We start from the raw sequence: 23594 nt of genomic DNA on the forward strand, positions 1-23594 counted from the left end.
AAATTTCGCCAAGCTCCTGCGTTATTTTTAATTGCTTGAAGAAAAATGCCCCAACAACAAGTCAGGGCATTTTTTTAAAACCTAGCTTTGATTACATCGCTTGCTGCTGAGCGGCAAGTAGGTCTTGGTAGCTGACTTCTTTGTCAGTGACTTTGCCTTGAGCGATTAAATAATCAACCACTTGGTCTTCTAATACCACTGACTCAATGTTAGCGCGTTGCTGCTTGTCATTGGTGTAGTATTCGATAACTTCTTCTGGGTCTTCGTAGTTTTCAGCGGCTTCTTTGATGAAGGCTTCAACGCGGTCTTGATCCACTTCAAAGTTGTTGGTATCGATAAGGCGCGCGACAATAATACCAAGGCGAGCGGCGCGAAGGGCTTGGTCTTCAAACAGCTCGTTTGGCAGCATGTCTTTGTTAAAGCTGTCGGCAGCGGCACCAAATTGCTGAGCAAAGCGCTGCATCATCATGTTGCGCTGACGGTCGATTTCTTGCTCAAGCATCGCGCTTGGAACGTCAAATTCATTTTTTTCAAGAAGGGCGTCAAAAGCGGCTTGCTTAACTTGGTTGCGAGCGGCGTTTTTGATTTCGCGTTCCATGTTTTTGCGAACGTCGGCTTTGAGCTTATCAACGCCGCCCTCTTTTACGCCGAAAAGTTCTAAAAACTCATCGTTGATTTCAGGCAATTTTGATTCTTCAACTTTTTTCACGTTGATTTTAAATTGCGCTTGTTTGCCCGCTAAGTTTTCTGCTTGGTAATCTTCAGGGAAGGTCACATCGATGGTTTTTTCGTCGCCCGCTTTCATGCCTTTGATGCCATCTTCAAATCCTGGAATCATCTGATTGCTGCCAAGCACCAATTTGAAGTCTTCCGCAGAGCCACCTTCAAATTTTTCACCGTCGATTGAGCCTTCAAAGTCAAAAATGACTTGGTCGCCGTCATCTGCTGCGCCGTCTTTTTCAGCAAATTCTTGGCGCTGCTTTTGCAGATTTTCAATCATAGTGTCAACGTCTTCATCGCTCACCTTAGCGCTTTGACGCTCAACTTCGATGTCGCTGACGCCTTGAACGTCGATTTCTGGGAAGATTTCAACGGTGGCTTGATACACCAAAAACTCGTCTTCAAGTTTTACATCATCGATATTTGGCATGCCAACGGCGCGGATGTCCTCTTCTTTGATGGCTTCAAAAACGGTGTCACGGATCACGTCATTAATGACTTCTTGCTGAATGCCAGCGCCGTATTGGGCGCGGATGTGAGACATTGGGACTTTGCCTTTACGGAAGCCGTCGATTTTAGCCGTTTTTGCCACTTGGCTGATTCGGCTTTCCACTTGTTTTTGGATTTTTTCGACAGGGACTTTGACGGTCAGCTGAGTTTCTTTGTTGTTCAGCTTGTTGGTCGTCACTTGTAAATCTGTTGCCATGTTGGTTGCACCTTTAGGATAATGGGTTGGCATTCGCGGATGCCAGTTTTGGGATACTAAAACTTAGGGTAATAAAGTCAGTATTGTAATAAAAATTTAAAAGTAGGTCAGTATAATCTATCTACTAATCAAAGTAAAAACTAATCCCTGCAAAATTGCGCCTAGGCTGGCACTTAAAAGTTAGCGCTTAAACTCGCGAATTTATTTGTTCAAGCAATCGTGCAATCGCTTGACCGCGATGGCTGATTTGGTTTTTGTCGGTCATGCTAAGGCTTGCCGCGCTTTGCTGTAATTCCGGCAACCAAAACAGCGGGTCATAACCAAAGCCGCCCTCGCCAAAAGGCGCATCCAAAATTTCCCCCTGCCAAAGCCCTTCGGCAATAATCGGTAAGGGATCGTCGGCGTGCTGAACCATAGCTAATACGCAAACAAACATGCCTTTAATAGGGGCATCAGTTTGCGTGCGAAGTGGGGTAAGCTCATCAAGCAATTTGGCGTTGTTTTTGGCGTCATTGCCGTGCTCGCCTGCAAATCGCGCCGAATAAATCCCCGGCGCGTTTTTTAATATCGGAACGCAAAGCCCAGAGTCGTCAGCAATGGCAGGAAGTCCGCTTTCACGGCTGGCGTGACGGGCTTTGATAATGGCATTTTCGACAAAGCTTAGTCCGTCCTCAATGGCGTCAAGAATGCCAAGCTGACCTTGCGGAATGATTTCGACGTTTAAATTTGCCTCAGAAAATAAGCGCTGAAACTCGCTCAATTTGCCTTTATTGTTGCTGGCAAGCACCCAATTTGGCGCCCATTGGCTTGAGTTGGATGGGTTTGGCGTTAAAACAGGGTTTGTATTGGTCATAAAATTCTCAAAGTCAATTTTAACTTATTTTAGCAAAATTTATTTTGATAGCATGAGGTTTGATAGCCTAATTGGTAATATCAATCATAATCATTGAAAAATGCAATAGTATCTATAACATACGGTAACGGATATTAAAGCTTGGCTTTGCTATAATAAGCAACAAGTTTATAGTGAATTACTACTTATCAGTCCTCAATAAAAGATTAACAGTTTGAATGCTGTGATGACTTTTATTGTGTTTTTAATGCCAATGACTGATAATAGCCTCGGGGCGAACGCTTGCCCAATTTTACCCACACTCAGCCACTTTAGCCCAATAGGATATCTTTTTTGGCGTCAAAAAAAAGAGGTTCTGTTGCGGTGAGGATTGCACTTTGCAATCCAATCGGCTAAACCAGCAAAGGATATAATAATATGTCACAGATTAAACTGCCAGATTTGCCTTACGCCAAGGACGCTTTAGAGCCAAACATCAGCGCTGAGACGCTTGAATACCATCACGACAAGCACCACGCCGCTTATGTGAACAAACTTAACGAATTGCTTCCAGGATCAGGTCTTGAAGGTAAAACGTTGCCTGAGATCATCAAAGCTACTGCTAAAGATGACAGCACCCAAAACATCTTTAACCAAGCCGCTCAAGTTTGGAACCACACGTTTTATTGGAACTGCATGACGCCAAACAACGGCGGCGGCGAGCCAACGGGCGACTTAAAAGGCAAAATCGAAGAAGCCTTTGGTAGCTACGACAAATTCCGCGATGAGTTCAAAACTGCTGCGGTTTCTCAGTTTGGTTCAGGTTGGGCTTGGTTGGTTGCGGACACTGAAGGCGGCAAATTGTCCATCATGAAAACTGCCAACGCTGACACGCCAATGGCGCATGGTAAAGTTGCAGTATTGACTTGTGACGTTTGGGAACATGCGTACTACATCGACTATCGCAACCGTCGTCCTGACTACGTGGACACGTTCCTTGATAAGCTTGTGAACTGGGACTACGCGAACGCAAAATACAAAGGTCAAGACGCAGGCGTTGAAGAGTAATCTTTAAGCTTATGATTGATTTAAAAAAAGACGCTGAGAGGCGTCTTTTTTTGGTTTTGTTAACTTCCCAAAGTTTTTGACCAAAAGTTTTTCCAAGCTTCAATATAGCCATCGACATCGCTTTCAGTTAAAGCAATATTTCCGTTTTTAATAAGATTAGGAAAATTTTTTTTAACTTGTAATCCAGATTTACTATCCAAACCATGCTTAATTGCATTCGCAATTTGTCTTAACTCCTTATTTAAGATCAGCCAATCTTTACAGGAGTCCAAAACATGACCGTTTTTAGCAAGTTTTGGTTTTAATATATTAGTTTTGTCTGAACCTAACACTATCTTTTTTTGTTTTTCAAAAGTATGAAATATTGTAATGGCAGAAGAGTTTAAAAAATTTTCCTTTAACAATTTCTCAGTAGATATATGGTTGATTTCAGCAAAATAAGCGCCTTCTTCTATGAGCGCATCATCGTCTAGGTCAGGATCAAATGCTTTTGATCTTTTATCTAAATATGATTTCTTCTTTTCCTGAGCTTCCGCTTCAATATCATTGAAGCATCTTAATATTCTATAGATATTCTTCTTAAAATTATCGATTTCTGAATCAACATTAATTTTTACAATTTCAGGATACATAGTATTTTTTTCTTCTCGACGATTAATATTTATTATAAATATATATTTATAATCAAATGCCTTAATCAAAAATTTTGGATGAAGTCGGCATAGCATATATCAATATCTTTCGACTTATGACAATACATGATCTCTTCATCTTTAGGCTTTGGCGTCATAATATTATGGTATCGCGGGTCACGATAATAGACTTTAGCGCGTATATTGTTTAATTTAGTTATAGTAGGATCGTTTCTTCCATTCTCATAAATCTTATAATTTTTTCCTTCAAAGGATAGTTCAATGTGAGATTCACCATAGCCGCTTTCTGATGAAATCAAACAAACGCCTTTTTTTAGCAGTTTATTATCTTTGAACAGGTAACAGCTAGCCGCTCTGTCATGATATACAACGGCACTTGCCGTCATAGAGATAGCTAAAATCGCAAAAGTTAAATATACATTTCTAATTTTCATATATTACCTTATTTTTTAGTTTGTAAATCACAACACCTCAATCCCAAACCCCTCAAGCGCTGCTTTGAGCATCTTAATATTATAGTACGAATGCGCGTTGACCGTATTTTGAAAAAACACGAAAAGCGTATCAAAATGCTGACGCTGATTGTCAATCGCTTGCGCCCAGTCCTGCATTTCCGCCTCAGTATAGCGATAGTCGTGACGGTCGCTTGCGCTCATAGCATCCCACCAGTTTAGATTGTTGCCATGCATCCGCAAATAGCCCGTCCGGCTTGTGAAAATCAGCCGTGAGGGCGGCAGCCCCGACACGTCAGGATAATCCACGCTGCACCAAATCAGCCCTTGCTTGACAAAGCTGTCCACCACTTGCGGCGTGTGCCAACTGTTATGACGAAACTCAATCGCAAGCGGATAGCCTGAAAACCAACTAACGAGCTCGCTAAGATACAAGCGGTTGGCTTGGTTGCGGTCAAAGCCGTGCGGAAACTGCAAAAGTAGCGGCGCTAAGGCATCGGCGTCCACAAGCGGCGAAAGCGCCTTTAAAAAAGCTTCGGCGTGCGCTGCTGTGCCTTTGCGGGCGTGGGTGAAATCTTGGTGCAGTTTGACGGCAAATTTAAGCTGACTTCCGGCTTGGTTGTAAGCTTTGTCAACCATGCCTGCAAAGGCTTTTTGACCGATGGGCGCGTAAAAGGTGCTGTTCACTTCAACCGCGCCGTAATGCTTGGCGTACTCTTTTAAAAAGTCGGTTTTTTTCGTTCCAGTGGGATACAGCGCTCCTAATAAATCGGTGTCGCTGTAGCCGCCCGTGCCAAGATAAACGGTAGGTTTTTTATTATCAGTCATGGCTCATCCTTGATTTTTTCTTATTTCGCGTTATTTTTTTATGATTCTTTTTTTTAATAATTGTCAAAATCAGCCTGTTAGTTATTTTTGCCGCGCCCAAAGCCAGTCGATAAGTTCAAGTAGCGCTTTATGGTTCGGATTGTCTTTTAAAGTGGTGGTAATGGCTTGGCGACCTTGGTCAAATAATCTTTGCGCGTAGTTACTTGCTGCCTCAATTCCCATGAGTTTTACGTAAGTGGATTTGTCCAATTTTTCATCGCTGCCGGCAGGTTTGCCAAGCGCGTCGGTGCTCATAGTGACGTCCAAAATGTCGTCTTGAACTTGAAAGGCAAGACCGATATGTTGCGCGCAATCTTGCAGGGCAATGCGCTCAGGAGCGGTGGCGTTACCGCAAATTGCGCCCATGAGCATGGCGGCTTCAATGAGTGCGCCGGTTTTGTCGCCGTGGATGGCTTCAAGCTCGGTTTGGCTGACATTCGCTTTGGCTTCGGCATTTAAATCCAGCATTTGACCTGCTACCATTCGCCGCGCTCGCGGGGCAAAAACGGCTAAAAGCTCACCGGCTATCAGCGGATTAAACGGCGCAAAATTAGGCAGCTTAATGGTTAATACTTCAAAAGCAAGCGTTTGCAGCACGTCGCCTGCCAGCAGCGCGGTTGCCTCGTCAAACGCCACATGAGCGGTGGGCTGACCACGGCGCAGCGCGTCATCGTCCATACACGGCAAGTCATCATGAACAAGCGAATAAGTATGTAAAAGCTCAACGGCAAGGGCAGCGCGGCGGCACATATCAAAGTGGCTTTGGATTTCTAACTGCTCATTGACTTCGTTTAATAGCTCAGTTTCAGCATCATTTGCGTTCTTGATTTGGTCGGTGCTTAGGTCTGGCGTCTCAAAGCTGTCTTCGTGACTGGTGCTGATAAAAGCGGCGGCAACAAGCAGCGGTCGCACCAATTTGCCTTGATTGCTCATCACGTAGCGGCAAGCGTCAATTAGCGGGCTTGGCAAATCGGTTGCTGCAAAAAGGGCGTCCAAATCTGCGGCAATTTGCAGTTGCAGCTGACGCTGAAAGTCTAAAAATGAGGTGAACGGGGCAAATCGCGGGGCAGCTAAAGCGCTCATAAAGGGGGCAACCTTAAAAAGAAAAGCTTAAAAATGGGGCATAACTTATCACCGTTAATTGTAGCATGATAGCGCGCGGCAAGGCTCGGCTTGGTTTATGGCGCGTGACAATCGGTTGTTTCTCGGTGATTTTGGACGCTCAATAATACGCCTTAGGATTTGGTTACGTATTGGCGGTTTAACTTGTGCCCTGATTATGATTTGATAATTGCTGAGCAAAATTTTGCTTTTTTTGCCACAACTTAACCTTTTCAGGAAATGACTAATCAGTCATGACTTATGAGTTTGGATTGGCTTATGACAGCAGGCGGCGCAATCTTCTACACTAATTGCGCAAAACCGTTTGGCAAAGGGCACTAATTTTTGCTCAATGGTCAAATTTTAATTTCATCAATTTTTATAATAAATTTTATAACACGTTAAAAAAACAACGTTCACAATCAAGGAGCCGGACATGATTTATCAAGGAAACCGCATCACCGTCAGTATGCTGGAGGATGGCATTGCCAACATGCATTACGACGCACAAGGCGAGAGCGTCAATAAGTTTGATAAAGAGACCAACCAGCAATTTAGCGAGGCGGTCAGCGCCCTTGAAAATAATGATGCGGTTAAAGGGTTGATTGTCACCTCAGGCAAAAGCGTGTTTATCGCAGGCGCGGACATTACCGAATTTGTTGCCTCATTTAAGCAGCCTGAGGACGATATTAAAAATTGGCTGATTGAAATCAATGACAGCTTTAACCGCTTTGAAGATTTGCCGTTTCCAAAAGTTGCCGCGATTAATGGCGCAGCGCTTGGCGGCGGCTGCGAGATGACCCTTGTTTGTGATTACCGCGTGATGGGTGACAAGGCGATTATTGGACTGCCGGAAACTCAGCTTGGCATTTTCCCCGGCTTTGGTGGAACGGTTCGCACCACGCGCTTAATTGGTATTGATAACGCGCTTGAGCTGATTGCCACCGGAACGCCCAAAAAGCCGCTGGATGCGTTAAAGCTTGGTTTGGTTGACGCCACCGTTCCAAATGATGACTTGCAAGATGCGGCGATTGATTTGGTGAAAAAATGTATCTCAGGCGAGCTTGATTGGCAAGCGCGCCATGATGAAAAAATCAATCCGGTGAAATTGAACCCGCTTGAACAAACCATGGCGTTTAACAGCGCCAAAGGGATGATTTTTGCCAAAGCTAATCCAAAACAATATCCTGCGCCTGCCTTAGCAATAGAGGCGATGGAAAAGCACGTCAATCTGCCGCGTGATAAAGCCATTGCCGTTGAAGCAGCAGGATTTGCCAAAGCCGCTAAAACCCCGCAAGCGGAAAGCTTGGTTGGTTTATTTTTAAATGACCAACTCGTTAAAAAACTTGCTAAAAAACACAGCAAGCAAGCTCATGACATTAATGAAGCGGCTGTTTTGGGCGCTGGCATCATGGGCGGCGGCATTGCTTATCAGGCGGCGAGTAAAGGCTTGCCAATTATCATGAAAGACATCAAAGCTGAGCAGCTTGATTTAGGGATGAACGAAGCCAGTAAATTGCTTGGCAAACTCGTTGACCGCGGTAAAATCAACGCTACCCAAATGGGGCAAACGCTCAGCCACATTCGCCCAACGCTGAACTACGGCGATTTTGGCGATACCGACATCGTCATTGAAGCGGTCGTTGAAAATCCAAAAGTCAAACATGCGGTGTTAAAAGAAGTCGAAGGCTTGGTCAAAGACAACTGCATTTTGGCATCGAACACCTCGACCATTTCCATCACGTATTTAGCGGAAGTTTTGCAGCGCCCTGAAAACTTTGTGGGCATGCACTTTTTTAACCCCGTTCACAAAATGCCGCTCGTTGAAGTCATCCGCGGCGAAAAGTCGTCTGAAGAAGCCATCGCCACAACGGTAGCCCTTGCTACCAAAATGGGCAAAGTCCCCGTTGTTGTCAATGACTGTCCTGGGTTTTTGGTGAACCGCGTATTGTTCCCGTACTTTGGCGCGTTTGATTTGCTGCTTAAACAAGGCGCGGATTTTGTTCACGTTGACCGCGTTATGGAAAGATTTGGCTGGCCAATGGGACCTGCCTATTTGATTGATGTGGTTGGTCTTGACACCGGCGTTCATGGCGCGGAAGTCATGGCAGAAGGCTATCCTGACCGCATGAAGCCGGATTATAAAGGCGCAATTCAAGCACTTTTTGAAAACAACCGCTTGGGTCAAAAAAATGGCGTAGGCTTTTATAAATATGAAACCGACAAGCGCGGTAAGCCAAGCAAGCTTGCTGATGACGTCACTTATGAGCTGTTAAAAGCCACCACCGACAGCGATAAGCAAGCGTTTGACGACCAAACCATCATTGACCGGATGATGCTAGCGTTCTGTAACGAAACCGTTCGCTGCCTTGAAGACAATATTGTCGCAACGCCAGCGGAAGCCGATATGGCAATGATTATGGGCGTTGGTTTCCCGCCGTTCCGCGGGGGTCCTTGCCGCTATATCGACCAAATGGGCGTGAAAAACTACCTTGAGCTTTGCGAAAAATACGCGCATTTGGGCAAAGCTTATGAAGCCCCGCAAAAAATCCGCGAGATGGCAGCTAATGGTGAAACCTTTTATCCAGTGGCTTAATTTGCCGTAAATAAAATTTTTTAACTCAAAATTTAGCGGCAAAGCTTGGATTAATAAAGACAATAACAATCAGCACGCTTTGCCCAAACCAATTAAAAAAGGATATTGATATGACAACGCTTAGTCCAAAAGATGTGGTCATCGTTGATGGCGTCCGCACCGCCATGGGAAAATCAAAAAATGGCATGTTTCGCTATGTTCGCGCGGACAGTATGTCGGCGGAGCTGGTGCGAGCGCTGACAACACGCAACGACTTTGATACCCGCGAAGTAGAAGATATTATTTGGGGCTGCGTCAACCAAACGCTTGAACAAGGCATGAACATTGGTCGCAATATTGGGCTGCTTGCCGACATCCCAAAAACGACCGGCGGTCAAACGGTGAACCGACTTTGCGGCTCATCGATGCAGGCACTGCACACGGCAGCTGCGCAAATCATGACGGGTCAAGGCGATATTTTTATCATCGGCGGCGTTGAGCACATGGGTCACGTCGGCATGATGCACGGCATTGATTTGAATCCCGAAGCCTCAAAGCATTACGCCCGCGCCTCCAACATGATGGGGCTGACTGCTGAAATGCTAGGGCGTATGAACAATATCAGCCGCGAGGAGCAGGACGCCTTTGGTCTTGAATCGCATCGCCGAGCTTGGGATGCCACCGTGAATGGTCGCTTTGATAACGAAATCGTCGGCATCGAAGGTCACGACGAAAACGGTTACTTGCAGCTTTGCACCATTGATGAGGTCATCCGTCCTGATGCGACTATTGAGCAAATGCAAAAATTGCGCCCTGCTTTTGACCCCAAAAATGGTACGGTCACCGCAGCAACATCATCCGCATTATCCGATGGCGCATCCGCCATGCTCGTCATGAGTGCCAAAAAAGTGCAGGACTTAGGGTTGAAACCACGAGCGCGAATCCGCAGTATGGCGATTGCCGGTTGTGATGCCGCGATTATGGGTTATGGTCCCGTTCCTGCCACCCAAAAGGCGCTCAAACGCGCCGGCATGAGCCTTGACGACATGCAAACCATTGAATTAAACGAAGCCTTTGCCGCGCAAAGCCTTGCGGTCATTAAATCATTGGGGCTAAGCGACAAGCAAGATATCATTAACGTTAACGGCGGCGCCATCGCTTTAGGTCATCCGCTTGGCTGCTCAGGCGCTCGCATTACCGTAACTTTGCTTAACGCCATGGAGCAAATGGATACCGAAATCGGTCTTGCCACCATGTGTATTGGCTTAGGTCAAGGGATTGCCACGGTGATTGAGCGGGTTTAATAAATAGTTAATTTTTAAGTAAAAATAGTTTGATTTGTAATAAAAAACCTCTTGTTAAAAGGGGTTTTTTTGTGGCAAGTTAATACTGAGTAAAATTTATCAGCTTTAAAATATAAAGCGCTAACTTAACTAAGCAATTGCAATAAGTTGTTACCGAAAGTTATCGTCATTGACGATGTCGACAAAATATGACTAAATAAGAGAGGAACAAAAACAATAAATGATGGCTATTTTGGCGCGCCGAATTGGCAGCCGACAAGGAGCGTACTATGTCGACCATGATTTCTGATAAAACCTACCGAATTTCCCGCGAAAACACCCAAGCGATGGTGATTGATGTTCAAGAGCGCCTGACCCCGCATATCGAAAACCATGACGCCGTCGTAAATAAAATCGTCACCTTAATCAAAGGTCTGCAAGCGCTTGATATTCCCATCATGCTCAATGAGCAATATAAAAAAGGTCTTGGGGATACGCTTCCTGAAGTTCGCGAACTGCTGCAAGGCGACAACGCCAAAAGCTTTGAAAAAGTCACTTTTAGTGCTTGCGATACGGATATCTCTTGGCACTATTTAGCCCAGCAAAACCGTAACACCGTTCTGCTTTGCGGCGTTGAAACTCATGTTTGCGTGCTGCAAACCGCGCTTGATTTACTCGATAACGGTATGCAGCCGGTCATTATTGGCGATGCGGTCGGCTCGCGATTTCCTTATGATAAAAAGCAAGCCTTGCGCCGGATTCGCCGAGCAGGTGGCGTGGTGACCACGGTTGAAACGGTTTTGTTTGAGCTTTGCCGCTCAAGCCAAGACCCTGCCTTTAAAACGATTAGCAGTTTGATTAAATAGCCTTTCAATCAGGTTTAAAGCCATTGAGAAGTTAGCTTAATAAAAGCTAAAGCGGTAATTTAATCACGGCTTTAGCTTTTTATTTGGCAATTGGTTTTTATCTTTAGTCAGATAATGCTTCTTGATTAACCCCAAGCAATTGCCCCATTTGAACGGTACTTCCGGCGGTTAAATCAGCTTGCCAAATGGTTTTTGCCGCTTTTGGCAACACCACAATCGCCGTTGAGCCCAAGTAAAATCTGCCAAGCTCGTCACCTTTATTTAGGTTTAACTCATGGTTTTGCAATTGAATATGGGGCGTTCGCTCAATTTTTCCCGTGGCGACCGTTTCAATGCCGGCAACAATCATTGCGCCAACCATCACCACCGCCGCGCGACCAAAATCGGTATCAAACATACAAACCAAGCGCTCATTGCGGGCAAATAAATCCGGAATGTTTGCTGCCGTTATGGTGTTGACCGAAAACAGCGATCCGGCAACGTAGCGCGTCTGCACGAGTGTGCCATCAAACGGCATATGAACGCGGTGGTAATTACTTGGCGCCAAATAAACGGTCGCAAAGCTGCCATCTTTAAAATAATTGCCGTCGTCATTGTCGGCAAGCAATTGACCGATGTCATAATAACGACCTTTAGCTTGCAACACTTTATGCTTATCAATCGCGCCAAGTTGCGAGATGACGCCGTCCGCCGGACTTAAAATTCCGTTTTCGGTTAAGTCCAAATGGCGAGCATCGGCTTTTAACTCGCGGGTAAAAAAGTCGTTAAAGCTGTCGTAAGCATTCAGGCTTTCGCGCTCATAATCGTCAAGGGTGATGCCGTAAGCTTTGGCAAAGCTTCGGATAATGGCGCGCTTAACGACGGGGTGGCGGCTTTCGGCTAAGCGCCCTGCAAGTTGGCTGAGCTTTTGCTGTGGGACGATTTGCTGAAGTGAGGTAAATAAGGTCATGGGGTTATCCAAAAAAATTTATCAAAATAAAGGTCAAAATAAAGCGGTAAAATTGGCTTATGGTATCATGCCAGCAAGCCTTGCCATAATTTCAATGGTAATCGTAATCACATTATTTTGATAAAATTTTAAGCAAAATTATAATTGGCTACCATAAAAGGAGCATTATGAAAGCGGTCATTCAGCGGGTCAGCCGCGCTTGCGTTCGCGTTGATGGCGACACGATTGGCGCAATTAATCATGGCATTTTGGCATATATTGGCATCGGTCATGACGATAATATTGACACGGGCAAAAAACTCATTGATAAAATACTGACCTACCGCATTTTTGAAAATAAGGAAGATGCGGCAAAAGCTGGCAAGCTTGATTTAAACGTCGCTCAAGTTGGCGGCGGTTTGCTTTTGGTGCCGCAATTTACCTTAATGGCAAACACCAACAGCGGTCGCCGCCCTGATTTTGGCGGGGCAATGCGACCGGATTTAGCAAAGGCGTTGTTTGATGAGGTAGTAACTTATGCCAAAGCCAATTTTGCAAGCGTTGAAACGGGTCAATTTGGCGCAGACATGCAAGTTGATAACATTAATGATGGTCCTTTAACCTTTTTATTGGAAGTGTAGGGGATAAAATTTTACCCTCAGCTATAGCTATCTTGTTGTCATCACGTTGTCATAATTTTCAGGTTTAATAAGGCAGCATTGTTAAAGGAGAATTGCTGTGAGCCAAAAGCCAATTTTAATTGTGGAAGATGAAGCCGCCATTCGCGAGATGATTGTGATGACGCTTGAATTGGCGGGGTTTGACTGTTTGCAGGCAGGCGATGTGGCAGAGGCGCATCAGTTGGTGGTGGATTGCAGGCCAGCACTGATTTTACTTGATTGGATGCTGCCGAATGACCAAAGCGGCGTTGATTTTTGCCGAATGCTTAAAAAAGACGCGCTACTTTGTGAAATTCCGGTCATTATGCTCACCGCAAAAGGTGAGGAAGACCATAAAGTTCAAGGTCTTGATGCTGGCGCGGACGATTATATCACCAAGCCATTTTCAACGCGTGAGTTGGTATCGCGAATCAATGCCGTACTGAGGCGAGCGCAAGGGATAACTGCCGATAAGCGCATTAAAGCCGGCAACCTTTGCCTTGACCATAGCAGCCGCCGTATCAGCGCCAGTGGTCAGCATTTAGAGCTTTGCCCAACCGAGTATCGCCTGCTGGCGTTTTTTATGAGCCACCCTGAGCGCGCTTATTCTCGTGACCAACTGCTTGACCAAGTTTGGGGTAGCACCGTTTATATCGAAGATAGAACCATTGACGTTTATATTCGCCGACTGCGCCGCTTGCTTGAGCCTTACGGCTGCGCCAAAGCCATTCAAACCGTTCGCGGCATTGGCTATCGCTTTTCCATTCAAAACTCGCCTTAATTCAAGATTATATTGACCATGCCGCCACAACCGCCTGAACCTACCTCAAGTCTTGAGCCAAATGCGCTTGAGAAAACTGCTACCCCTGAGCTGACCGACGCGCTGCCGCCGATGAGCGCACCCAATACGCCTGACCAAAGCGCCACTTTTAAGGCGCCCTCTGTTTGGTCAGATGCGCCCGTATTTTTGCTTTGGCTGATTGTGGCGCTCGTTATTGGTTTGTATAGTCAGCATTGGGGGCTTGGCTTTTTTATCGCCTTTATCGGCTACGGGATTTGGCGGCTTTATCATACTCAGCGTTTTTTAACGTGGATTGCTGAGCCTACCAACAATCCGCCGCCTGAAATGATAGGGACGCTTGGCGCGGTGGCAACCCACCTTTATGAGCGGCGAAAACAAGAACGGCAAGCTCAGTTGCAACTGCTTGGACTGAGTAAAAAAATTCGCAGCTCGCTATTGTCGCTACAAAACGCGGTAATTTTGCTAAATGACCACGATGGCATTGAATGGTGGAACCAAGCCGCCGAAAAACTGTTGTCACTCACCTCGCAGGATAAAAACAACAGCATTCTAAATTTAATTCCGGTGGCAGAATTTCAGCATTATTATAAAACGGCTGCCACACCCAACAACGGCATTCATTTGGTATTTTGGCAAAACCCCAACCGTTATTTAAAATTTGAAGTCACCCATTTTGGCAGTGAAAAGCTGCTGATGATTTATGACGTCACGCGACTTCAGCACTTAGAGCACATGCGCCGCGACTTTGTGGCAAACGTCTCGCACGAACTGCGAACGCCCTTGACCGTATTGATGGGCTATTTAGAAACTTTTTCCGACCAAGCCGACCTTGCGCCAAACTGGCAGCGCGGCTTTGAATTGATGACCCAGCAGACCACGCGAATGAACAACATCGTTAATGATTTGTTGCTGCTGTCACGGCTTGAAAACGACGAAGCGCCCGACCAAACTTGCATTGATATGCCGGCACTCATCACCCAAATTTTTGAGGAAGCGCAAACATATAATAAAGACTTTGGTCATGACATTACTTTGGATATTCAAAGTCAGCAGCATATTTTTGGTGCGGCGCTATATTTAACCAGTGCGCTACAAAACCTTGTCATTAATGCCATCAAATACACGCCAAAAGGCGGCAACATTACCATCGTTTGGCAGGCGGGCGCTGACGGCATGGAGTTTTTAGTATCCGATAACGGTATTGGTATCGCCCCGCAGCATATTGAACGCCTCACCGAGCGCTTTTACCGCGTTGATAGCGGTCGCAACCGCAACGCTGGCGGCACAGGGCTTGGTCTTGCCATCGTCAAACACGTCCTTTATCAACATGATGCCAAACTGCAAATCGACTCAGTTGAAAATCAAGGCTCGACCTTTCGCATTATTTTTGCCAATCGTCGAAATTGTCTTTGATTGGCACGGCAAAACATGAAAAGCTTGCCGCAATCTGCCTTTAGCTTGCGCCCAAACTTCCCGCCACTTTATTTTCTTAACCTTGCTTGAACAACATATTCGTTACGCAGCAATAAACTGTAGTAACTCAGAGCAGTTTTAGCGTATGCTAAGATGACTGCAGGGCGAGTTTTGGCATTAAATAATAAGATGAATTGCTGAATTGCCAACGATTACCATTTAAGGAGATTTTATGCAAATGACGATTAATAACCACAATTATGACGTGTTAACCGGTCGCGATATTGCCCATATTGAACAAGCGATTGACAAATCTAGTTTAGAGATGCCACTGGTTGCGGTTTATTGCGGCTCAAGGCTTGGCAATGATGTGGTCTATGAAATGGCAGCACGTGAGCTTGGTCAAAAATTGGCGCAAAACGGCATGGGACTGGTTTATGGCGGCGCAAGCATTGGACTTATGGGCGCGGTTGCTGACGAAATCATTAAAGGCGGCGCGCAAGCGGTTGGGGTCATTCCAACCTTTATGCTCAAGCACGAAATCGCCCACGATGCCTTGACAAAGCTGCATTTAACCGACACCATGCACACGCGCAAAACGGTCATGGCAGAGTATGCCGATGCGTTTATCACCTTACCGGGTGGTTTGGGAACGCTTGAGGAAATCATGGAAATCGCCACATGGCGTCAGCTGTATCAGCACGAAAAGCCGATGATTATTTTAAATATTAATGGCTTTTATGACCGCTTGATTGAGCATTTGGCATTTACCGCTGAGCAAGGCTTTATGAAAAAAGACGACCTTGAGCGCTTGGTGGTTTGTAATACCATTGATGAAGCCATTGATTTGCTTCATGTATTGGTTAAAATTGATGAGCCGGTGGATACCGATAAAATGGCAGGAAGTTAATAAAAACTGAGTTCAATAAAAAGCTGACCAATAAAGAGTCAAGACAGTAAAAACAGGCAAATAAGTCAGCAACTCCCAACAAAAAAGGCGGCATTTATCCCGCCTCTTTTTTTATTCAATATTTAATCCCTAAAACTTTAATAATTGATTTTTCATAATTGGTTTTTCATAACTGAGGTGTTAATAACCTAGGTGTTAATAACCTAGGTGTTAATAACCTAGGTGTTAATAACCCAGTTTTTAATAGCTATGGCGTCAAACTACAAAGCGCCGCTAAGCGCATGCCTTTATTGACCCACGCCATATCTGCCGGAAAATCGCGATTGACCGCCAGCATTCGTGCCACGGAATCAATATGGGTATCATCATTGTGAACCAAATACTGCCACTCGTGATTTTTGCGGTAATGGTCATCGGCAGCCGATTTATCAATCATATTGAGCGTAACCAGTTGCTTGACGATTTCATCAGCCGCAATCAAGGTTGAGGAGGCTTTCACATTTTCAGCGCGAGCGTAGTGTAAGTTGGGATAAAGGCTGACGTCAGCCACTCGAAGCGTGTCATCCTCACCGGGGATTTGCTGAGCGCCAAACAAGGCATTTTGGGTCGTTCGAGCGCTAGTAAATTTTGGCACAAACTCCGCCACATAATCGATGGCTTGTTGAGCTCGGGCTTGCAGCGCCGATTTGTCCCAACCGTTATCGATATAATCGACATATTTTTTGGCAAGTTTTGGCTGAGCGCTGTCTTTACTTGAGGCAACCAAGCCATCATCAAACAAGGTGATAAATTTGCTCATGCCATGAATTTGAAAATAGCCGTTCGGATACGGCGTCAATTGCGCCATACCCTCAGGCGTTCCGCGCTCCCCGTAAATGATGATTTCAGGGATTTGACCGCCGGCGTTGTCCCAATGGGTCACAAACGAGGATTTAAACTCCACCATTCGCGTGACCGAAACCCCAACCAAATCATCAATAATTCCCGTTCGAAATCCTGCCGCATTAATCAAAAAATCGACCTCAACCGATTGTAGCGCGCTGTCTTCTTTCGCGTTTGACGATGCCTTTTGATAATCAATCCGCCATTTGCTGACGTGATGGTTGGCATTGCTGCAATTTTCACATTCAAGCGGCGCAACGTTTTGAACAATAGTGTTGGTCAGCACATGAGCATTTGGGTATTCTTCAAGGGCAAGCTTTGCCGAAGCTGCCAAGCGAAAAATATTCCAGCCGTACTCTTGAACGGCAATCAAGGGAAATTTCACTTTGTTTAAATCCAAGTGTTTGGCAACCGGAATCAGCCATTCATCAAGGGTCGCAGGAACGGCAACTTGCGGCAATTTTGCCAATTCAAGCAAGCGCTCATGCGAGTACAGCTGATAATAATTATCTGGCTCGCCCAGCACTTTGTTATTAATATCGCTGTCAACTAACGCTTGATAGGCGTTTTTTAAGGCATCAAGCCGTGGCAGTAAGTCTTCTGGCGCGCCATCATCACGGGTTGGCACGGCAAATACCGTTGGGCGAATATCGATGGTGTAGGGATAAAGCCTAACAATATCAATGCATTGCTCAAGCAGCGCCACGCAATCCTCATCAGGGATTTCGCGGTACAAATTGCCGCCGGCGTGCAAATGACACATCGGTGGACCATCAATCAGCGATGCTTTTTTTTCAAATAAGTAAGTTTCAACCCCAAGCGCTGCCAAGCGAATGGCAATGGTTGACCCTGCCGTCCCGCCGCCCAAAATTCCCACTCGGGATTTTGGCTTAGCCTGAGCTTTTGCCGTAAGGGCTTGCTTGGCGTCAACCGCAGAAAAATCGTTTTGGTTCATCAATGAAGTCATTTCGGTGATGATGTCCTTTGTTGAAAGTCATGAAAAGCAGGCAAGAATAAGCGCCAAAAGAAGGTTTGATTAAGCTATATCTTGGAGATTATTTGACCATTTCAAGAGGTAAGTTGGCTTTCATTAACGGTCTATAATTGCAAATCGCTGTTAAAGTGCCGAGCAATTAACCAGACCGGATGAGCAACTGTTAAAGTTTTCTAAAGATAACCCCATTTTACCGAAAAATTTTCTTATCAAATATAAAGATGCGTAACGGGCTGCATAAGTTTTGTCAATGCCGCCCATGATTCCTCAAGCTTAAATTTCTAATTATAACAAGCAACAAAATTAGCGCCGCATTTATTATTCTTATAAAAACTCGTTTCTTAAGAGTTTGCTCACTTATTTATTCGCGTTGATAAACCATAAAAAACAGCAACCTAGATTGCTGTTTTTTTGATTGTGAATTTTGAAAAGCTGATGGGGCTTTATGGTCTTATTTGCTCGTTTTTTCGACCAATTCGCCATCGATTTGAATCGGAACTTTGGTGGTGATGCCATCAGCAAAGCTGGTCATGCCAAATTCAGTGCGGTCAATGACGCCGGTGGCGCGAAAGCCAATTACCGGTTTTTTGGTCATCGGGCTGTTGGCAATTTTTTTAATGGTGACGTTTAAGGTGACCGGTTTGGTGACGCCAAGCAAGGTCAAATTGCCATCCACTTTGGCTTGCTGCGGGTTATAAAAATTGACCTTGGTAGATTTAAAGGTCATCGTTGGGTATTTTTTAACGTTAAAAAAGTCGTCCGAGCGCAAATGCTTGTCGCGGGCTTCAAAGGCGGTGTTGATGCTGTTTGTGTCAATCACAAAGTTCATCGTGGTTTTGTTTGGCGCTTTGATATTGTAGTTTAGGGTGCCGTCAACCTTGTCAAAATGCCCCATGGTGGTTGAAAAGCCTAAATGCTCGACTGAAAAACCAACGCGGGTGTGCGAGTTGTCAAGCTGCCATTGGGTAGGCAGGGCAGCATGAGCCGCGCTGGCAAGCAGTAAACTTGCGCCAACTAAACTTTGCAGTAAGGGGTTGCTAATAAGTTTCATAACTGTTTCCTTAAAAAGACCGAATAAGCGATTGGCTTATCAGGAGGGCTAAAAATTATAATAATCAGATTGTTTATACCTTATTTGCTTAACAATGTCAGTATATTTATAGCTATATTCTTAACAGTAAGCGGTTAATTAACGCAATCTTCTTGCAAATTTTAGCAAAAACCGCTAGAATCGCGATTTATTTTTCCCGCTGGGGAAGGCTAAGCGTGCATCAATGTGGTGGCAAGTGCCAAAATGAGTTGGTGACTTTTTTGCTAGATTGACAATGTCCTTAGTGCCTCAGTTGAGCCAAGCTCACCGGACTTGAGAGTATATTATGCGCAACGATATCCATCCTGATTACCACGACGTTTTATTTCACGACACCAACGCTGACGTTTACTTTTTGACCCGCTCAACGGTTAAAACCAAAGCCACTCGTGAATATGAAGGCAAAGAATACCCATACTTCCCACTTGATATCTCAAGCGCGTCGCACCCATTCTACACCGGCGAGCAGCGTAAAGCGTCAAGCGAAGGTCGTGTGGCAAGCTTCAACAAGCGCTTTGGTGCGTTTGGTGGTCGTAAGAAAAAAGCCGCTGAATAAGCTGGTTTTTACCTTATTGCTAAAAAAGCCGCTGAATATTTTAGCGGTTTTTTTTGGTTAAAATTTAATGAAAGTTTTTAGTTTAATTTTTTAGTTTAATAAAGAATTAATATAATCAGCAAGCTGGCTTGCCCAAAGCTGATAAGCGCTTGAACTTGGGTGAACGCCATCGTTTGCAAACATTTCGCTTAAGTTTTTGCTATCGGTTAATTTTGGCGAAAAATAATAAACGCCGTTCGTATTTTCACAAATTTGCTTTAAGTTTTCATCAAGCTGCTGAGCCTTTTGCCCTAAAAGTTGGTTCAATGGCGAAGGCAGGGCAGGCATATCGCCCATCGGCGGCAAACTTGAAAAAATAATAAAGCGCGCGCCAAATTTGCGCTGACTTATGGCAATGATTTCAGCAATGTTTTTTTGCCACGGCTGTAATCTCGTATTTTTGGTGACATCATTCACCCCGATGCAAATGACCATCACCTCAACCGACTGCTTAGGCGTGACAAACAATCGCCTTAGCAAATCAAAACTGCTGTCGCCGGATTTGGCATGAAGTGACCAATGAATGGCGCGATAATTTTGCTGAGTCGCGTTTTTACTAAAATTTGCTTGAAGGGTAGTCGCTAAATTTTGTGCCAAGCCCTCATTTTGCAACTTACAGCCAACGCTTGCCGCTGACGAGTCGCCAACAACCATAAGATTCAGCATTTGCGACGTTGGCAAATTATCATTAATGACAAGCATTCCTTGCCGCTCGCCTTTTGGTTCAGGTAAAAGCAGTGCTGACTTTTTGACCTGCTTTGCTTGGTATAAATAAACGGGCGCAAGGGCGGCGTGTTTTAGCTTAGCGAAATGAGATGTTGCCATGACTAAACCCCAATCAGCTTTTGGATAATGGCTAAATGGTCTTGAAACATTTGCTTCGGGTCAAGATTGGCAAGCGGTAGCCAAAAAGCGCGCGCCGCGTCATCACTGCCTTTGATTTGCGGTAAGCCTTTTTCTTTACTATTTAATTCAAAATAAAACGCTTGGGTAATGACGCGACCAAGCGGCGAGCGGTCGGGGTCATCAAAGGTCAATTGGCGCTGATAGGACTGCTTTAATTCAGTTTCCAAAACGTCAATTTGCGTCTCTTCAATCAGCTCGCGGATACAAGCGTCAATGAGCGCCTCATCGGGATTGAGAAAACCGCCCGGAAGCGCAAACTGACCCACGCCCGGTTGACCGCCGCGCTCAACAAGCAAAATATGCCCCGACTGAACCACCACGGCATCGACCGTTGCAAAAATCGGCGGGTAGGGCGCCGCTTGCCATTGGCGTTTATACTCGGCAACAAACTTTGCCTCAGCGTTGAGCGTTTTAAAGTCGTCAGTTGTTGCAAACTGGGTTAAAAACTGCTTCGTAGACTTTGGGATTGGCTCGTTATTTAAGTCGTCCGCTGATTTTTGATTTAACAAATACGCTTTGCGAAGTGGTGTTGCTGATAGATTTTGATAATTGGCAACTGATTCTGCGCCCCAATGCGGAAACAGCGCCAAATAATACGACGAGCGGTCTTTTAGATAACCGATAATGCCGATATTGTCGTTTAAATCATGAGTAACGCTTAGCACCGCAGATTGAACGTTTTTTAACCAGCGCGTGTCGTTATAAAGTGCGTCAGCTAAGGGTACGCAATGAATTCGCTTGGCGTCCGCTTCTGAATATGCGCCCAAAATCATCTGCTCACGCTCGCAAGTGGTAAACGGATTGCGAAGACTTCTTGGCTCATTGGCAGAGCCGATAAGCACGATGACATTGTCGGCTTTTTCAAGGGCCGCATCAATGACCGCTTTATGACCCAAATGAAACGGCTGAAAGCGACCGATAAAGACCAAATAACGGTAAGGTTTTTGCGTAATATGAGGGATTATTGTCATTATTGTAACCTTATTATTTTTAACTTTAATTTTGCTCATTTGATAGATTAAGAAATTCACAGCAGCAAGGTCGGAATTGTACCTTGATTGCACAAAAATTGCCCTTATAATATTGCTAACGAACGGTAAGCTTTGGGCTTGCTTTCACCCTAATTTTGATAAGGCAGCCGCCGGTTGACCGTTATCATTAGATTGCCAAGGACTCAATATGACTGACCACGCTCAACCTGATAACGTGTCTGCGCTTGATTTAGAGCAAAGCGACATTAAAAGCAATATCACCATCACCGAATCGGCGCAAGGCTATTTGGCGGATTTGCTTGCCAAACAAGATACCGATGGCATTGGCGTTCGTATTTTTGTTGAAAATGCCGGAACGCCGCGCGCGGAATGCTGCATGGCGTACAATCAGCCCGGTGAGGAAGATAGCGCCGATTTGCGCTTGGATTATGACGACTTTTCGGCATTTATTGATGCGCCGTCCGTACCGTATTTGGAAGATGCGGTGATTGATTACAACAAGGACCGGTTTGGCGGTCAGTTGACCTTTCGCGCGCCTAATTCTAAAGTTCCTAAAGTTGGTGCGGACGCAAGCGTTGAGGAGCGCATCAATTATGTGCTGCAATCGGAAATTAACCCAAATCTGGCAGCGCATGGCGGCATGGTCGAGCTGTTAGAGCTGATTGAAGAGGACGGTATTGGCTTGACGGCGGTGCTTAAATTTGGCGGCGGCTGTCAGGGCTGCTCGGCGGTCGATATGACGCTTCGTCAAGGCGTTGAGGTACAATTAAAGCAGCAAATCCCAGAATTGACCCAAGTGGTTGATGAAACCGACCACACGCGAACTGAAAATGCGTATTATAAATAAGTGCCCGTTAAGTAAGCGTTCGTTTAATTGGGTATAAAAGCGGCGCTGATTGGCGGTGTTAATCCTAAAGAAGCTGAGGTATGATAACTTCAGCTTTTTTATTTGCCAACATATAAACAATGCCATCACAATCATTTTTTTAAGGACAAAATTATGAGTCACGACAATCAAGCCCAAATGCAGCATTTAGAAACGCTTGCCATTCACGCCGGCTACACCCCTGAGGAAACCACCAAAGCCGTTGCCGTTCCGATTTATCACACCACCTCGTATGCTTTTGACAATACCCAACACGGCGCGGATTTGTTTGATTTAAAGGTTCAAGGCAACATTTATACCCGAATTATGAACCCAACCAATGCGGTATTGGAAGAACGCGTGGCGGCACTTGAGGGCGGCGTTGGCGCGCTTGCGGTTGCCTCTGGCATGGCAGCAATCACCTATACCATCCAGACCATTTGCGAGGCGGGCGACAATATCGTGGCGGTATCGACCCTTTATGGCGGCACTTACAATTTATTTGCCCATGCTTTGCCGCGACAAGGGATTGAGGTTCGCTTTTTTGATTATCAAAACCCTGAAGCCATTCGCGATTTGATTGATGATAAAACCAAAATGGTATTTGCTGAAAGTATTGGCAACCCGCTTGGCAATATCGTGGATATTCAAGCGCTAAGCGACATTGCTCATGAGTTTGGCGTGCCTTTGGTCATTGACAATACGGTGGCAACGCCTGTACTTTGCCGACCGTTTGACTTTGGCGCGGACATTGTGGTTCATGCGCTGACCAAATATATGAGCGGCACAGGAACGTCAATTGGCGGTGCGATTGTGGATAGGGGCAAGTTCCCTTGGGGCGATTATCCGGAGCGTTTTGCGCTGCTTAATACGCCGGATGCCAGTTATCACGGGGTGAATTTTGTCAAAGACATTGGCGCGGCAGCATTCATTGCTCGCGCTCGCGTTGCCCCTTTGCGCAATATGGGCGCAGCAATGAGCCCGTTTAACGCCTTTAGCATTTTGCAAGGGATTGAAACACTAAGCTTGCGAATGGAGCGCCACGTTGAAAACGCCCAAGCGGTTGCAGAATATTTAACCGGTCATGACAAAGTTGCTTGGGTAAAATATGCCGGACTTCCCGACCATCCCGACTTTAAGTTGTCGCAAAAATATATGAAAGGTACGCCGTCTGCGATTTTAACTTTTGGGGTAAAAGGAGGCAGGGAAGCCGGCGCGCGCTTTATTGATGCGCTCAAACTCATCACCCGATTGGTGAATATTGGTGATGCCAAATCGCTAGCTTGTCATCCGGCAACAACGACGCATCGTCAGCTCAATGGTCAAGAGCTTGAGCAAGCAGGGGTTAGCGAAGATATGGTTCGCTTGTCAATTGGCATTGAGCATATTGAGGACATTAAAGCCGATTTAGAGCAAGCATTAGCTGCGGTTTAAT

22 protein-coding genes are annotated in these 23594 nt (G+C 45.4%); 11 read left to right on the forward strand and 11 right to left on the reverse strand.

What is annotated here, in order from left to right; all coding sequences use genetic code 11:
• Nucleotides 1-91 precede the first annotated feature (91 nt).
• Both tig and rdgB read right to left on the reverse strand, forming a co-directional pair.
• On the reverse strand, nucleotides 92-1426 hold the full coding sequence (gene tig / locus ACZ5XY_RS07110; RefSeq protein ID WP_464740259.1) for a trigger factor: 1335 nt from the start codon (nucleotides 1424-1426) through the stop codon (nucleotides 92-94).
• Between the two features lie 187 nt (nucleotides 1427-1613).
• Nucleotides 1614-2279, reverse strand: a complete 666-nt coding sequence (gene rdgB, locus ACZ5XY_RS07115; protein WP_464740261.1) for an RdgB/HAM1 family non-canonical purine NTP pyrophosphatase — start codon at nucleotides 2277-2279, stop codon at nucleotides 1614-1616.
• 417 nt (nucleotides 2280-2696) lie between these two features.
• Between rdgB and ACZ5XY_RS07120 the strand changes: the two genes are divergently transcribed.
• Nucleotides 2697-3326, forward strand: a complete 630-nt coding sequence (locus ACZ5XY_RS07120; protein WP_201533606.1) for a superoxide dismutase — start codon at nucleotides 2697-2699, stop codon at nucleotides 3324-3326.
• A gap of 59 nt (nucleotides 3327-3385) precedes the next feature.
• On the opposite strand, the gene ACZ5XY_RS07125 is transcribed toward ACZ5XY_RS07120, so the two are convergent.
• The 4 genes from ACZ5XY_RS07125 to ACZ5XY_RS07140 form a co-directional block, all read right to left on the reverse strand.
• On the reverse strand, nucleotides 3386-3958 hold the full coding sequence (locus ACZ5XY_RS07125) for a hypothetical protein (RefSeq protein WP_464740263.1): 573 nt from the start codon (nucleotides 3956-3958) through the stop codon (nucleotides 3386-3388).
• A gap of 65 nt (nucleotides 3959-4023) precedes the next feature.
• Nucleotides 4024-4413: a hypothetical protein gene (locus ACZ5XY_RS07130; protein ID WP_464740265.1), complete on the reverse strand. Its 390-nt coding sequence runs from the start codon at nucleotides 4411-4413 to the stop codon at nucleotides 4024-4026.
• A 27-nt stretch (nucleotides 4414-4440) separates the two neighbouring features.
• Nucleotides 4441-5259, reverse strand: a complete 819-nt coding sequence (locus ACZ5XY_RS07135) for a DUF72 domain-containing protein (RefSeq protein WP_464740267.1) — start codon at nucleotides 5257-5259, stop codon at nucleotides 4441-4443.
• 81 nt (nucleotides 5260-5340) lie between these two features.
• Complete coding sequence (locus ACZ5XY_RS07140) at nucleotides 5341-6381, reverse strand: polyprenyl synthetase family protein (protein WP_464740269.1); 1041 nt, start codon at nucleotides 6379-6381, stop codon at nucleotides 5341-5343.
• Between the two features lie 454 nt (nucleotides 6382-6835).
• Here ACZ5XY_RS07140 and fadB point away from each other — a divergent pair, with 454 nt between their 5' ends.
• The 3 genes from fadB (at nucleotide 6836) to ACZ5XY_RS07155 (ending at nucleotide 11123) form a co-directional block, all read left to right on the forward strand.
• Nucleotides 6836-8995 carry a fatty acid oxidation complex subunit alpha FadB gene (gene fadB / locus ACZ5XY_RS07145; protein ID WP_464740271.1) on the forward strand — a complete coding sequence of 720 codons (2160 nt, stop codon included), beginning with the start codon at nucleotides 6836-6838 and terminating at the stop codon, nucleotides 8993-8995.
• A 110-nt stretch (nucleotides 8996-9105) separates the two neighbouring features.
• A complete protein-coding gene (fadA, locus tag ACZ5XY_RS07150; RefSeq protein WP_464740273.1) occupies nucleotides 9106-10278 on the forward strand; it encodes an acetyl-CoA C-acyltransferase FadA in 1173 nt (390 codons plus the stop codon).
• Nucleotides 10279-10547: 269 nt separating this feature from the next.
• Nucleotides 10548-11123 carry an isochorismatase family protein gene (locus tag ACZ5XY_RS07155; RefSeq protein ID WP_464740275.1) on the forward strand — a complete coding sequence of 192 codons (576 nt, stop codon included), beginning with the start codon at nucleotides 10548-10550 and terminating at the stop codon, nucleotides 11121-11123.
• Nucleotides 11124-11226: 103 nt separating this feature from the next.
• Here the strand turns inward: ACZ5XY_RS07155 and asd are convergent, their stop codons facing one another.
• A complete protein-coding gene (asd, locus tag ACZ5XY_RS07160; protein ID WP_464740277.1) occupies nucleotides 11227-12072 on the reverse strand; it encodes an archaetidylserine decarboxylase in 846 nt (281 codons plus the stop codon).
• A 167-nt stretch (nucleotides 12073-12239) separates the two neighbouring features.
• On the opposite strand from asd, the gene dtd reads away from it, so the two are divergent.
• The 4 genes from dtd to ACZ5XY_RS07180 all read left to right on the forward strand — a co-directional run bounded on the left by dtd (nucleotide 12240) and on the right by ACZ5XY_RS07180 (nucleotide 15835).
• Nucleotides 12240-12692 carry a D-aminoacyl-tRNA deacylase gene (dtd, locus tag ACZ5XY_RS07165; protein ID WP_464740279.1) on the forward strand — a complete coding sequence of 151 codons (453 nt, stop codon included), beginning with the start codon at nucleotides 12240-12242 and terminating at the stop codon, nucleotides 12690-12692.
• Nucleotides 12693-12840: 148 nt separating this feature from the next.
• A complete protein-coding gene (locus ACZ5XY_RS07170) occupies nucleotides 12841-13491 on the forward strand; it encodes a winged helix-turn-helix domain-containing protein (protein ID WP_464743815.1) in 651 nt (216 codons plus the stop codon).
• Between the two features lie 18 nt (nucleotides 13492-13509).
• Nucleotides 13510-14925: a phosphate regulon sensor histidine kinase PhoR gene (phoR, locus tag ACZ5XY_RS07175; RefSeq protein ID WP_464740281.1), complete on the forward strand. Its 1416-nt coding sequence runs from the start codon at nucleotides 13510-13512 to the stop codon at nucleotides 14923-14925.
• 232 nt (nucleotides 14926-15157) lie between these two features.
• Nucleotides 15158-15835, forward strand: coding sequence for an LOG family protein (locus ACZ5XY_RS07180; protein ID WP_464740283.1), 678 nt, complete (start codon nucleotides 15158-15160; stop codon nucleotides 15833-15835).
• A gap of 247 nt (nucleotides 15836-16082) precedes the next feature.
• Here ACZ5XY_RS07180 and ACZ5XY_RS07185 read toward each other — a convergent pair whose 3' ends face one another.
• Nucleotides 16083-17684 (reverse strand): FAD-dependent oxidoreductase, encoded by a 1602-nt coding sequence (locus ACZ5XY_RS07185; protein WP_464740285.1) that lies wholly within the window; start codon nucleotides 17682-17684, stop codon nucleotides 16083-16085.
• Between the two features lie 478 nt (nucleotides 17685-18162).
• Nucleotides 18163-18762, reverse strand: a complete 600-nt coding sequence (locus tag ACZ5XY_RS07190; RefSeq protein ID WP_464740287.1) for a YceI family protein — start codon at nucleotides 18760-18762, stop codon at nucleotides 18163-18165.
• Nucleotides 18763-19087: 325 nt separating this feature from the next.
• Between ACZ5XY_RS07190 and ACZ5XY_RS07195 the strand changes: the two genes are divergently transcribed.
• Nucleotides 19088-19357 carry a type B 50S ribosomal protein L31 gene (locus ACZ5XY_RS07195; RefSeq protein ID WP_464740289.1) on the forward strand — a complete coding sequence of 90 codons (270 nt, stop codon included), beginning with the start codon at nucleotides 19088-19090 and terminating at the stop codon, nucleotides 19355-19357.
• A 90-nt stretch (nucleotides 19358-19447) separates the two neighbouring features.
• Here ACZ5XY_RS07195 and ACZ5XY_RS07200 read toward each other — a convergent pair whose 3' ends face one another.
• On the reverse strand, nucleotides 19448-20221 hold the full coding sequence (locus ACZ5XY_RS07200) for an SGNH/GDSL hydrolase family protein (protein ID WP_464740291.1): 774 nt from the start codon (nucleotides 20219-20221) through the stop codon (nucleotides 19448-19450).
• Between the two features lie 2 nt (nucleotides 20222-20223).
• Nucleotides 20224-21273: a bifunctional nicotinamide-nucleotide adenylyltransferase/Nudix hydroxylase gene (locus tag ACZ5XY_RS07205; RefSeq protein WP_464740293.1), complete on the reverse strand. Its 1050-nt coding sequence runs from the start codon at nucleotides 21271-21273 to the stop codon at nucleotides 20224-20226.
• Between the two features lie 208 nt (nucleotides 21274-21481).
• On the opposite strand from ACZ5XY_RS07205, the gene nfuA reads away from it, so the two are divergent.
• Complete coding sequence (gene nfuA, locus ACZ5XY_RS07210; RefSeq protein WP_464740295.1) at nucleotides 21482-22141, forward strand: Fe-S biogenesis protein NfuA; 660 nt, start codon at nucleotides 21482-21484, stop codon at nucleotides 22139-22141.
• Nucleotides 22142-22294: 153 nt separating this feature from the next.
• Nucleotides 22295-23593 (forward strand): O-acetylhomoserine aminocarboxypropyltransferase/cysteine synthase family protein, encoded by a 1299-nt coding sequence (locus tag ACZ5XY_RS07215; RefSeq protein WP_464740297.1) that lies wholly within the window; start codon nucleotides 22295-22297, stop codon nucleotides 23591-23593.
• The last annotated feature ends 1 nt before the right edge of the window (nucleotide 23594 follow it).

It is taken from the genome of Psychrobacter sp. GTC18467 (assembly GCF_055397455.1).

Coding starts and splice junctions, on each gene's coding strand:
- phoR (WP_464740281.1), top strand. CDS start 13,510: ATGCCGCCACAACCGCCTGAACCTACCTCAAGTCTTGAGCCAAATGCG.
- ACZ5XY_RS07140 (WP_464740269.1), bottom strand. CDS start 6,381: ATGAGCGCTTTAGCTGCCCCGCGATTTGCCCCGTTCACCTCATTTTTA.
- nfuA (WP_464740295.1), top strand. CDS start 21,482: ATGACTGACCACGCTCAACCTGATAACGTGTCTGCGCTTGATTTAGAG.
- ACZ5XY_RS07215 (WP_464740297.1), top strand. CDS start 22,295: ATGAGTCACGACAATCAAGCCCAAATGCAGCATTTAGAAACGCTTGCC.
- ACZ5XY_RS07200 (WP_464740291.1), bottom strand. CDS start 20,221: ATGGCAACATCTCATTTCGCTAAGCTAAAACACGCCGCCCTTGCGCCC.
- ACZ5XY_RS07185 (WP_464740285.1), bottom strand. CDS start 17,684: ATGACTTCATTGATGAACCAAAACGATTTTTCTGCGGTTGACGCCAAG.
- ACZ5XY_RS07170 (WP_464743815.1), top strand. CDS start 12,841: ATGATTGTGATGACGCTTGAATTGGCGGGGTTTGACTGTTTGCAGGCA.
- tig (WP_464740259.1), bottom strand. CDS start 1,426: ATGGCAACAGATTTACAAGTGACGACCAACAAGCTGAACAACAAAGAA.
- ACZ5XY_RS07180 (WP_464740283.1), top strand. CDS start 15,158: ATGCAAATGACGATTAATAACCACAATTATGACGTGTTAACCGGTCGC.
- ACZ5XY_RS07195 (WP_464740289.1), top strand. CDS start 19,088: ATGCGCAACGATATCCATCCTGATTACCACGACGTTTTATTTCACGAC.
- asd (WP_464740277.1), bottom strand. CDS start 12,072: ATGACCTTATTTACCTCACTTCAGCAAATCGTCCCACAGCAAAAGCTC.
- ACZ5XY_RS07205 (WP_464740293.1), bottom strand. CDS start 21,273: ATGACAATAATCCCTCATATTACGCAAAAACCTTACCGTTATTTGGTC.
- ACZ5XY_RS07120 (WP_201533606.1), top strand. CDS start 2,697: ATGTCACAGATTAAACTGCCAGATTTGCCTTACGCCAAGGACGCTTTA.
- ACZ5XY_RS07130 (WP_464740265.1), bottom strand. CDS start 4,413: ATGAAAATTAGAAATGTATATTTAACTTTTGCGATTTTAGCTATCTCT.
- ACZ5XY_RS07135 (WP_464740267.1), bottom strand. CDS start 5,259: ATGACTGATAATAAAAAACCTACCGTTTATCTTGGCACGGGCGGCTAC.
- fadA (WP_464740273.1), top strand. CDS start 9,106: ATGACAACGCTTAGTCCAAAAGATGTGGTCATCGTTGATGGCGTCCGC.
- ACZ5XY_RS07155 (WP_464740275.1), top strand. CDS start 10,548: ATGTCGACCATGATTTCTGATAAAACCTACCGAATTTCCCGCGAAAAC.
- rdgB (WP_464740261.1), bottom strand. CDS start 2,279: ATGACCAATACAAACCCTGTTTTAACGCCAAACCCATCCAACTCAAGC.
- fadB (WP_464740271.1), top strand. CDS start 6,836: ATGATTTATCAAGGAAACCGCATCACCGTCAGTATGCTGGAGGATGGC.
- ACZ5XY_RS07125 (WP_464740263.1), bottom strand. CDS start 3,958: ATGTATCCTGAAATTGTAAAAATTAATGTTGATTCAGAAATCGATAAT.
- dtd (WP_464740279.1), top strand. CDS start 12,240: ATGAAAGCGGTCATTCAGCGGGTCAGCCGCGCTTGCGTTCGCGTTGAT.
- ACZ5XY_RS07190 (WP_464740287.1), bottom strand. CDS start 18,762: ATGAAACTTATTAGCAACCCCTTACTGCAAAGTTTAGTTGGCGCAAGT.